Raw genomic sequence first — 8,817 nt, forward strand, 5'->3', positions numbered from 1 at the left:
GCCGGGGCTGCCCACCACCCGGGTCGCCGGGCGGTGGCACGACCCCGCCGGCCGACGGGGTGGGCACGTCGTCCCCGCCCGACGGCCCGCCCGGCACGACCACCACGGGCACGTCGACCGGAGGCGGATCGGTTCGGCGGGGCGTCAGCCCGGGGACTACCGGCTCGGGAAGGTTCGCCGCCACCCGGGCCGGGTTCGTCGCCCCCGATCCGGGCAGCGAGTACGTCGGCAGCGGATCGGCCGGCCGGGCCTCGAACGCCGGCCCCCGGCTGCGGTACGACGCCAACGCGACGATCAGGAGCACCACCATCACCAGTACCCCGGTGGCGACCACGACCCATGGCGACGACGCCAACGCACCCGCTCCGTGTGCCCGCGGTTGCGCGCGACGCATGCCGGACATGACCCTCCCTGGTCGGCCCCGTCCGAGAAGAGTAACGATTCAGGCGATTGTCGGAAAGTACCCAACGTCCGGACTTTGTCCTAACCGGACAGTTTGATTCGTCCCGTCAGCCGCGCACCCGCAGCGCGTCCACCTGGAAGTAGACCCCGCCGCGTTTGACCGCCCAGATGGTGTACTGCCCGACCGGCAGCCCCTGCACGCTGAACACGGTCTGCTGCGGCTGGTAACGGTGCGCCCGCGCGCTCACCCGTTGCTGCTTCACCGGTCGCCCACCGGCGTCGACGACCCACACGTCGGCGTCACCGTACTCGGGGTCCCGCGAGGTGATGTAGTCCAGACCGGTGCCGGTGAAGGTGAAGCTGAACGAATCCCCGTCGTGGATGGTGTAGTGCACGTCGTCGCGGTGGTCGCCGTAAGGCCGGTTCCGGGAGACCGCCCACCGCCCCCGGTAGGTGATGCCCGGGGCGTCGTCGTTGAGCAGCGTGACCGGCGTCGGCGTCAGGGCCACGGTCGTCGGCGACACCGACGCCGACGGACTGGCCGACCGGGACGCGACGGGCGTCCGACCGGCCGCCGGTGGGACCACGCCGGTCCCGCCGCCGTTGGTCCGTCGGGTGCGGGTGGGCGACGGCGTCGGCGTCGCCGACGCCGGCGCGGTCGTCACCGGCACCCCGGGCACCATCACGGCCTCACTGCGTGACCCGGCGCCGTGCTCGGCGTACCGATCGTGACCCAGCACCGCCACCAGCGCCTTGACCAGCAGCAGGAGCAGCACGATCACCCCGACCGAGGCGAGCAGCCAGGGCGTCGCGGCGACCGCCTGGGGCAGTCGGGACGTCCACCGCGTCCCACGGGTGCCCGGCATGGCCCTCCTCGGTCGACCCTGTACGCAGAGATTAGCGACCGTCCGGTAGGGATGATCACCGGGGGCGTGGCAGGGGCGACCGAACGGTCAGCCGGTCCGGATGACGGTGCAGATCGCCGGGCCGTCCTCGGTGCCGCGCAGCAGGTAACGGTAGCGTTCCCCGGGCACCGCCCGGCCCTGGCTGTCCAGGAACTCCCAGCGCACCGACACCATGGTCAGCAGGGCGGAGACCGGCTCCACCTCCTCGATCAGCGCGTGCGCCGCGACCAGTTCCCGTTCCCGGTAGTCGGGCGCGGCACCGACGAAGGAGAGCGCGACCGCCGCCATCGTGCTGAACGAGAAGCTGTAGGTGTCGGCGACCACCAGCCCCGGCAGGGCGTAGCAGCCGGCGATGGTGGGCACGTCGCCGGTGGTGAGCGCCACCCCGTACCTGTCGAAGAAGTCGCTCAACGTGTCGAGGTCGGTGGAAGCTCTCACGGCGTCACCAATTGCCGCCCCCGGCCGCCGGCAAACCTCACCGGGGCGGGATACGCACCTCGATCTCCGCGCCGAGCCGCGCGCCGCCGGCGAGATCCAGGTCGTCGCCGCTCCAGAACCGGCCCGGGTCGTACCAGTTGGGCCGCCGGCCGGGCGGCAACAGCCCCATCGCCTCGTAGGTCACCGCCACCACCTCGGCGCAGTACGCGGTCTCCAGGGCGCTGTCACCCGCCGCCCGGTCGGCCGGCTCGTCGTCCCGGTCCCGCCGGCCCGGCAGCGGCAGGCGCAGCTGCGGCACCCGCCCCCGGGCCCACCGCCAGGCCAACTGGGCGGTGGACGGGAACGGGGTGCCGTCGAGCCGGGCCACCGTCCGCAGCACCGCCTGCTCCATGGTCGGATCGGCCGACGGTTCGAGCTGACGCAGCCAGGCCCGCTGGCCGTACCGGTTGGCCCAGACGCAGACCGCGTCGCGCAGGTCGTGCAGCTGCACACCCCGCTGGTGGGTGCCGGTCCACATGTCCCGCAGCGACCGGCCCAGCTCGGCGTGCCACATCAGCGGCGGCATGTCGTCGAGCACCACCGCCATGCCGACGTGGTTGACGGGACTGTTGGTGGTGAACTGGATGGCCCGGTCCGGCACGCTGCGCCCCCGGAACACCCAGACGTCACCGGTACGGGTCAGGTCGACGGCCTCGTCCAGGCTGATGCTCATGGGCGTCTACCCTAGGCCGATGCGGCAACGGATGCAGTGGTGGAAGGTCCTCGGGTTGGCCGGTCTCGCGGGGGTCGCCGCGACCGGGGTGGTCGTCGCCCGCGCCGAGCGGCGGCGTCGCGCGTACACCCCGGAGGAGATCCGGGACCGGCTGCGGGAGCGGCACGCCCAGGCCGCGACGTCCGGCGACGACCCGGCCTGACCGTTCCCACGGCCGGGCCTGGCCGCTCGGCCACGGGCGGTGTCCACGGTGGTCCCGACGGGACGGTCCGACGGGCCGTGGAGGGCTAGGCTCCCCGGCATGGACGATGCGGTCGAGCAGCAACCCTTCGTGTTGGCGCCGCCCGCCGCGCCGGTGGAGCGGCACGGCCAGGTCGACCTGCACCTGCCGGCCGGCCCCGGCCCGCACCCCGTGGTGGTCGTGGTGCACGGTGCCCCGCTTCCGCCGGGCGCGCCGGACCCCCGGGACTGGCTGCTCTACCGGGGCTACGGGGCGCTCCTCGCCGAGCAGGGCCTGGTCGCCGCCGTCATCAGCTACCGGGTGACCGACCTGGCCGGGCTGCCCGCCACCGCCGACGAGATCGCCGGCCTGGTCGAGGCCGTCCGGGCCGACCCCCGGGTCGACCCGCAGCGGGTGGTGCTCTGGTTCTTCTCCGGCGGGAGCCTGCTGTCGGCCGACTGGCTGCGCGCCGCACCGGACTGGGTGCGGGGGATCGCGTTGACCTATCCGCTGCTCGTCCCGCTGCCCGGCTGGGAGGTGCCGGCACGGTTCCTCCCCCTCGACGCCCTCGGTGCCGGCTCGACGACGCCGGTGGTGCTGACCCGGGCCGGGCAGGACAAGCTCCCCGGGCTGCTGGCCGGCATCGCGGCGTTCCTCGACGCCGCCGCCCAGGTCGGGCGACCGGTGCGTCTGGTGGAGGTGCCGGACGGTCAGCACGCCTTCGACATCCTGGACCACACCGAGCAGTCCCGCGAGGCCGTCCGGGCGGCCCGGGACGCGGTGGTCGACCTGATCCGGGCCGACTGAGCCGGGTCGTCCGCCCACCGCCCGGGCTCCGGTGACGGGCCGGATGTCCGGTTCGGGGCGCGAGGTCCCGCACCGGACAGACCCGTTCGTGCCCGATCGTCCCGTGGCCGGGGCCACCCGCACGGCGGAATCGCCGCCGGGGGCGGGGCGTTGTACCTGGCATACCACCGCCACTCCCCCACCCGAGGGGGACGGCCCCGGAACCCCGATCGCGGAATGCGGTCGCCACCGGGTCGGTTGACAATCCCCGGGCGCCCGAGCAGGTCCCCCCGATCGCCGGGCGATCCCCCCGAACTTCCGGCCACGCCCCACCCCCCTGTGGGCGTACGCCACACCCCCGATGCAGAGGAGCACGCGACCATGCGTACCGATCTGATCCGCAAGACCGCCCTGACCGCTGCCGGCCTCGCCTTCACCACCGGTGCCATCGCCGGCCCGCTGACCGCCGCCTACGCCGCCGAGGCCCGCACCGGCGCACCCGCCTCCGTGCAGGCCGAGCGCCGGCCCGCCGGCGAGCGTGAGCTGACGATGGACTACCAGGCGCAGCCGAACTTCTACTACTGCGGCCCCGCCGCGACCCGCAACGCCCTGTCCGTCCAGGGCAAGAAGATCGACGTCGACGCCATGGCCAAGGAGATGCGCACCACCGAGGCCGGCACCGACAGCATCAACGACATCACCCCCGTGCTGAACAAGGAGACCGGCCGCAAGGCGTACGAGAGCACCGAGATCCGCAGCGCCAAGGCCGACGACAAGCAGACCGACGAGCTGCGCGCCGACATCGTGCGTACCGTCGACGACGGTCGGGCCGTGGTGGCCAACATCGCCGGCACCGCCGTGGACACCGACGGCAACGCCCACTCCTTCGAGGGTGGCCACTACATCAGCGTCATCGGCTACCGCGACGGTGGGAAGACCGTGACCATCGGTGACTCGGCCAACCCGAACACCGCGTCCTACCGGATGAGCGTGGACAACCTCGCCGACTGGATCGCCACCCGCGGCTACTCGTCCTGACCCGCTGCCCGTCCTGACCCCGGACCCCGATCGGGCCGCCCCCCCCCGGGGGCGGCCCGATCGTCGTCGGTACGGCCGGCTCGCTCCCGTGCCCGGGGCCGCAGCGGTGGCGGCTCAGCGGTCGGTGCCGGCCGGCACCGGTTCGGCCTCGTCGGTGGTCGTCGTCGACTCCAGCCGGCGGGCCCGGCGGCGCAGCCACCAGGTGCTGGCCACCCCGCCGAGCACGGCCAGGACCAGGCCGGCCCAGGAGATGTCCTTGAGCCAGTGCTCGGCCGCCCGGCCCAGGGTGTAGAGCAGGTAGGTCGTGCCGAAGGCCCAGACCAGGCCGCCGGCCGCGTTGGCCACCAGGAACCGCCGGTACGGCACGTGCAGCGCGCCGGCCAGCGGCCCGGCCAGGATGCGCAGCAGGGCGACGAACCGGCCGAAGAACACCGCCCAGACGCCGTGCCGGGCGAAGCTCTGCTCGGCGCGGGCGAGCTGTGCGGGCCCCAGGTGTTTCGGGAAGCGCCGGCCCAGCCGGGCCAGCAGCGGACGGCCGCCCCGGCGACCCACCGCGTAGCCGACGGAGTCGCCGACGATCGCGCCGAACGCCGCGGCGGTGGCGACCCAGTGCGGCTCGACCACCCCGGTCGCGGCCAGCAGGGCGGAGCTGACCAGCACGATCTCGCCCGGCAACGGGACACCCATGCTCTCGACGCCGATCACCCCGGCGACGATCAGGTAGACCAGCCCCGGGGGAAGTGCTACGAGCCAGTGCTGAACGTCGACCACTGCGGCACCCCTTCCGACCCGACCTCGAACCCTACCCGCGCCGCACGGCCGGGTGGGGCACTCGGGGGCCCGGCCGTCCGGGCCTCCGGGCGGACTCCGGCTGCGAGCCACCCCCACGCGCGGTGGGGTCGCGCTACCGCTCCGTCAGCAGGGTGCCGAGCCGGTCGGTCAGGACCGGATCGAGGGGTCCGTCCACCTCGACGCTGATCCGGGTGCAGCCGGGCGGGCGGGCCAACCGCACCGTCAGTGGGGGGATGCCCATGAGCGGGTAGCAGAACCCGCCGTCGGCCGGCTGGTCGTCCAGCGCGCCGGTGAGCGCCGCCTCGTCAAGGTCGTCGTACGGGTAGGCGATGCATCCGCTGATCCGTCGCAGCAGGGGGACGAGGTCCTCCTCGGCGGTCCAACCCCGCACGGCCGGTACCGCGTCGGCGGCGGGCCGGGCGTGGTCGTCCCGACCGGCGGTCGGCCATGGCCGGCCAAGCGGTGGCTTCCCGGACGATCCGTCTCCGGAGCCGGCCAGGTGGTCGCGGATCATCCTGGCCGCATTCGGTGGACACCGGGCCAACATCCGGTCGAGTTCCTCCGAGGGCCCGTGCACCGCCAACAGCCAGGCGCGCACCTGCCAGGAGCGGGCAGCGAAGATCCGGGCAGCGTCGACGAAGAGCTGGTCGCGCTCCAGCATCGGCAGGAGCTGCGGCACCGTTTCGTCGACACGTCGCCGCACCTCCCGCGCCACCGTCGCGGCCGTCGTGCTGTGAATGCGCCACTGGTCGCCCCCGGACAGCACCGGGTGCCCGATCCGGTGCCGCCAGATCCCGTCGACGCTGCTCGGCAGCGCGGAATCCGGCAGCCCGGTCCGGCGACGCCAGCTCTCCCATTGCGGGGCCAGCACGAATGCCACGTTGAGGTAGAAGGCTTTCGTCGTCCTGGTGGAGTGGTCCGAGGACTGCACCTCCATGATCAGAGCGTCCCCGGTCGGAGCGTAGCGGCGGAAGATCCGGGTGCCGCCCTCGCGGGTGAACCCGTACCCGGCCAGGTGCGCGGCCAGGCCCTCGACGAAGGTCGGCAGCAGCGACCGGCTACCCGTCACCTCGGCTCCCCGGTCGGCCGGGGAGCGACGACCTGTCCGGCGGGGCCGTTCACCGGGGCTGGAGCAGACCGCGCGCGGCCATGAAGGCACGCAGCGTCTCGGCGTCCCCGGGGGACATCAACCAGCGGGGGATCACCGTCGCCGGCATCCGACCGACGTACACGATCCAGAAGTCGCCGGCATCCCGTACCTGGGCCACCCCGTCCCAGGCGATGCCGCCGGACTCCGAGCCGCTGCGCATCATGATGTTGTCGTCGGTGATGTCGTAACCGCCCTCGACCGCGTAGTCGTCGGAGCGGCGTCGGGCCCGCCAGCGCACCCAGGGCGCGTAGAGCATCGACAGCAGCCCGCCCACGAGCAGCACCAGCCACAGCGACGAGAGCCGGCCGCCCCGGGAGACCAGCAGGCCGGCCGCCCCGGCCGCCGCCAGCGCCGCGCCGATCAGGGTGAACCGACGCAACCGGACGCTGCTGAGCGCGGCGGCCACCCGGCCCGGGTAGGCGGGGTCGGCGGGGACGTCGAAACGGATGTGCACGCGGAAACGATAGTGCGGGCCGGCGGCGGTGACTCAGTCGAGGCAGAACTCGTTGCCCTCGACGTCCTGCATCACCAGGCACGACTCGTCGTACCCGTCGGCGGTCAGCAGGCGTACCCGGGTCGCGCCGAGGGCGACCAGCCGGGCGCACTCCGCCTCCAGCGCGGCCAACCGCTCCTCGCCGACCAGGCCGGGGCCGATCCGCACGTCGAGGTGCAGCCGGTTCTTGACCACCTTGCCCTCGGGCACGCGCTGGAAGAACAGTCGCGGGCCCGCGCCGGTGGGGTCGACGCAGGCGAACGCGGAGCCCTGCCGCTCGGGCGGCAGGGACCTGTCGAACGCGCCCCAGTCGGCGAACCCCGGCGGCGGTGGCGGCACGACGTAACCGAGCACCGCACACCAGAAGCGGGCGACCCGTTCGGGCTCCGCGCAGTCGAAGGTGATCTGGACCTGCTTGACCGACGCCATCGGCACACCGTAGCGGCGGGGTCCGACACGGTGACGCTCAGCGACCGGGGGCCGGCGGCGGTGCCGTCCGGTCGGGCAGCGGGGCGACGAACTCCAGCCGGTTGCCGTGCGGGTCGGCGGTGTGGAAGCGGCGCATCCCGGGCAGCTCGTCGTCGTCACCCCAGGTGACCGGGTGGCCGGCGCGGGCCAGCCGGTCGGCGAGGGCGTCGAGGTCGGGGCGCAGCAGGGCGGGGTGTGCCTTGCGGGCGGGCCGGAAGTCGGCCTCGACGCCGAGGTGCAGTTCGGCGTCGTACCCGGTGACCCAGCAGCCGCCACGGGCGGCGAGGGCCGGGGGTTTGGGTTTCTCGGTCAGGCCGAGGATGCCCACGTAGAAGGCCCGGGACGAGTCCTCGGTACCGGGCGGGCAGGCGAGCAGCACATGGTGGATCATGGTGGCACCTCCTCGTCCCGAACCCTGGCACGAGGTTGCGTGGATAGCAAGACGGACGTACGGTTTTGTTGGAAGACGACGAATCGGCAGTAAGTGTTACCTAACCTGGGCGACGTTCCGCCCGGTGCGACAGACTGCTCAGGACTACTCACGGTCGCTGGTGTGAAGGAGTACGACGTGGCGAGCCTCGACACCTTCGGTGCGAAGACCCAGCTACGCGTCGGAGACGCGAGCTACGAGATTTTCAGGATCAGCCAGGTGCCGGGGCACGACAGACTGCCCTACAGCTTGAAGATCCTGCTGGAGAACCTGCTGCGGACCGAGGACGGCGCGAACATCACCGCCGACCACATCTCCCAGCTCGGCTCCTGGGACCCCACCGCCGACCCGAGCGTGGAGATCCAGTTCACCCCGGCGCGGGTGCTGATGCAGGACTTCACCGGCGTACCCTGCGTGGTCGACCTGGCCACCATGCGCGAGGCGGTCCGCGACCTCGGCGGCGACGCCACCAAGGTCAACCCCCTCGCACCGGCCGAGCTGGTCATCGACCACTCGGTCATCGCCGACCTGTTCGGCCGCGAGGACGCCTTCGCCCGCAACGTCGAGCTGGAGTACGAGCGCAACAGGGAGCGCTACCAGTTCCTGCGCTGGGGCCAGACCGCGTTCAACGAGTTCAAGGTCGTCCCGCCCGGCACCGGCATCGTGCACCAGGTCAACATCGAGTACCTGGCCCGGACGATCATGGAGCGCGGCGGCCAGGCGTACCCGGACACCGTCGTCGGCACCGACTCGCACACCACCATGGTCAACGGCCTGGGCGTGCTGGGCTGGGGCGTCGGCGGCATCGAGGCCGAGGCCGCGATGCTCGGCCAGCCGGTCAGCATGCTCATCCCCCGGGTCGTCGGCTTCAAGCTCGCAGGCGAGATGCCGGCCGGCACCACCGCCACCGACCTGGTGCTCACCATCACCGAGATGCTGCGCAAGCACGGCGTCGTCGGCAAGTTCGTCGAGTTCTACGGCCC

12 protein-coding genes and 1 pseudogene are annotated in these 8,817 nt (G+C 73.0%); 4 read left to right on the forward strand and 9 right to left on the reverse strand.

Going from position 1 to position 8,817, the window contains the following annotated elements; translation table 11 throughout:
• From ACOJTC_RS01415 to ACOJTC_RS01430, 4 genes and pseudogenes are all read right to left on the reverse strand, one after another.
• Window positions 1–355, reverse strand: a pseudogene (locus ACOJTC_RS01415) (hypothetical protein); the annotation flags it as partial.
• Window positions 356–509: 154 nt separating this feature from the next.
• Entirely contained in the window at window positions 510–1,268 is a 759-nt protein-coding gene (locus ACOJTC_RS01420) for a hypothetical protein (RefSeq protein WP_420115431.1), read from the reverse strand.
• Window positions 1,269–1,355: 87 nt separating this feature from the next.
• Window positions 1,356–1,745 (reverse strand): hypothetical protein, encoded by a 390-nt coding sequence (locus ACOJTC_RS01425; RefSeq protein ID WP_204926130.1) that lies wholly within the window; start codon window positions 1,743–1,745, stop codon window positions 1,356–1,358.
• Between the two features lie 37 nt (window positions 1,746–1,782).
• Window positions 1,783–2,457 (reverse strand): hypothetical protein, encoded by a 675-nt coding sequence (locus ACOJTC_RS01430; RefSeq protein WP_204926129.1) that lies wholly within the window; start codon window positions 2,455–2,457, stop codon window positions 1,783–1,785.
• Between the two features lie 19 nt (window positions 2,458–2,476).
• On the opposite strand from ACOJTC_RS01430, the gene ACOJTC_RS01435 reads away from it, so the two are divergent.
• The 3 genes from ACOJTC_RS01435 to ACOJTC_RS01445 all read left to right on the forward strand — a co-directional run bounded on the left by ACOJTC_RS01435 (window position 2,477) and on the right by ACOJTC_RS01445 (window position 4,501).
• Window positions 2,477–2,659, forward strand: a complete 183-nt coding sequence (locus ACOJTC_RS01435; protein WP_204926255.1) for a hypothetical protein — start codon at window positions 2,477–2,479, stop codon at window positions 2,657–2,659.
• A 99-nt stretch (window positions 2,660–2,758) separates the two neighbouring features.
• Window positions 2,759–3,484, forward strand: coding sequence for an alpha/beta hydrolase (locus tag ACOJTC_RS01440; protein ID WP_420115432.1), 726 nt, complete (start codon window positions 2,759–2,761; stop codon window positions 3,482–3,484).
• Between the two features lie 360 nt (window positions 3,485–3,844).
• A complete protein-coding gene (locus tag ACOJTC_RS01445; protein ID WP_420115433.1) occupies window positions 3,845–4,501 on the forward strand; it encodes a C39 family peptidase in 657 nt (218 codons plus the stop codon).
• Window positions 4,502–4,615: 114 nt separating this feature from the next.
• Here the strand turns inward: ACOJTC_RS01445 and ACOJTC_RS01450 are convergent, their stop codons facing one another.
• The 5 genes from ACOJTC_RS01450 to ACOJTC_RS01470 form a co-directional block, all read right to left on the reverse strand.
• A complete protein-coding gene (locus tag ACOJTC_RS01450) occupies window positions 4,616–5,272 on the reverse strand; it encodes a DedA family protein (protein WP_420115434.1) in 657 nt (218 codons plus the stop codon).
• A gap of 133 nt (window positions 5,273–5,405) precedes the next feature.
• Window positions 5,406–6,362 (reverse strand): DUF4304 domain-containing protein, encoded by a 957-nt coding sequence (locus ACOJTC_RS01455; RefSeq protein WP_420115435.1) that lies wholly within the window; start codon window positions 6,360–6,362, stop codon window positions 5,406–5,408.
• Window positions 6,363–6,411: 49 nt separating this feature from the next.
• On the reverse strand, window positions 6,412–6,897 hold the full coding sequence (locus tag ACOJTC_RS01460; protein WP_420115436.1) for a YcxB family protein: 486 nt from the start codon (window positions 6,895–6,897) through the stop codon (window positions 6,412–6,414).
• 33 nt (window positions 6,898–6,930) lie between these two features.
• Window positions 6,931–7,365 (reverse strand): VOC family protein, encoded by a 435-nt coding sequence (locus ACOJTC_RS01465; RefSeq protein WP_420115437.1) that lies wholly within the window; start codon window positions 7,363–7,365, stop codon window positions 6,931–6,933.
• Window positions 7,366–7,402: 37 nt separating this feature from the next.
• Window positions 7,403–7,795, reverse strand: coding sequence for a VOC family protein (locus ACOJTC_RS01470; protein WP_420115438.1), 393 nt, complete (start codon window positions 7,793–7,795; stop codon window positions 7,403–7,405).
• A 162-nt stretch (window positions 7,796–7,957) separates the two neighbouring features.
• On the opposite strand from ACOJTC_RS01470, the gene ACOJTC_RS01475 reads away from it, so the two are divergent.
• The coding region (locus ACOJTC_RS01475; protein WP_420115439.1) for an aconitase family protein at window positions 7,958–8,817 on the forward strand (860 nt) is incomplete at its 3' end.

Origin of the sequence: Micromonospora sp., from assembly GCF_048594385.1 — a bacterium.
GTDB classification, from domain to species: Bacteria; Actinomycetota; Actinomycetes; order Mycobacteriales; family Micromonosporaceae; genus Micromonospora; species Micromonospora wenchangensis.